This is a genomic window from Cupriavidus sp. 05N40 (assembly GCF_056397305.1).
The window spans coordinates 1-1,388 of sequence record NZ_JBFTND010000436.1; the positions used below are offsets into that span (position 1 = coordinate 1).

At 55.3% G+C, this 1,388-nt stretch carries 1 protein-coding gene; it reads left to right on the plus strand.

Features of this window, described 5'->3' with window-relative positions:
• Nucleotides 1–551: 551 nt before the first annotated feature.
• Nucleotides 552–1,388: RNA-guided endonuclease InsQ/TnpB family protein (locus AC1DO7_RS41300; RefSeq protein ID WP_477117578.1), on the plus strand; the 837-nt coding region annotated here is incomplete at its 3' end.

Here is a 1,388-nt window from a genome sequence, read left to right on the forward strand (position 1 = left end):
GCGGTTCTCTCAGGATGTACTCAAATCTCCCACTTGTATTCGCGAACGCAATCGACATATGGCAGTCGTTCGCTTTGACGAGCACCCCGGAGACTGACTCTAGTACTTAAATAAGTGCGCGAATATGTATAATCGTCGTCATGGAGCGCACATATAGCACTGGAAAGGCTGTCGACTTGCTCGACGTGTCTGTGAAGACTTGCAGCGATGGGAGCGCGAGGGTCGGTCCAGTGCCGCTCAGAAGCCGGATCTAGCCAACCAGAGACGGGGGATGGGGGAGTTTGTTGTCGCGCGCGGGCTTGCAAACGTCGAAGTCATGGAGGAGATTGAGGAGGACTCAATTTTCAGCGTAAGCGATTCTTGACATTGATGAACGAAATCGGCCAGCGTGAGATAAAAGTCCTGGTAGTTGCGTACMGCGACAGGCYGACTCGSTTTGGCTTTGAGTGGTTTGAGCACTATGCAAAAACWAACGGCTGCGAGATACTGGTATTGAATCAGGAGCGGCTTTCGCCTGAGAAACTATAAGAAGAAGCTTCAGGAAGCGTTGGATGYTGATCGCACACCGRATTGAACTCAAACCRACMGCGGAGCAGGAGGACTATTTCCGCCGAGCTTGTGGCACGGCTCGCTTCGTCTGGAATTGGGCCCTTGCCGAGTGGAATCGACAGTATGAGGCGGGCTCGAAGCCGAATRCACTKGCACTYAAGAAGCAATTCAACGCMTTCAAATATGCCGARTTYCCCTGGCTGAAGGACATGCATCGTGACTCGCATGCGCAGCCCTTTGCCAATCTGAGCAAGGCCTGGAGCAAGTTCTTCGACGACGTRAAAAGGGGAAAGAATGCTTATCGCCCTGTCTTCAAGCGGAAGGGASAGGCGCGCGATKCTTTCTACGTCGCCAACGACAAGCTGACCGTAGGTGAGAGGCARGTACGTCTGCCCGTGCTGGGCAARGTGAGGATGAAAGAGGCWCCGCGGTTCGGCGGCAAGATAATGGGCGCCACGGTGTCACGCGATGGCACACGCTGGTATCTGTCGCTGCAGCAGGAGGTGGACATATGCTGGATTGRGCCGGCGACTCGCCGCCCGGTCACCGGCGTCGACCTCAACGTCAAGGAAATCGTCTGCTCTGATGGCAAACGTTATGCGACGCCGCGTGCGCTGAAGAAGGCGCAGAAGCGGTTGACGAGGTTGCAGCGGTCGGTGTCGCGCAAGATGGAAGCGCAGAARCAACGTATGGGCCTAGGTAAAAAGGGCCGGATTCCCAAGGGGGTGCGTCTTCTCCCGTCCAAGAACCGTGAGAAGGCATCGCGAAAGCTCGCTGATCAGCATCGAAAGATCAGGTGCATTCGCAATGACTTCACGCACAAGATGACGACCTCGCTC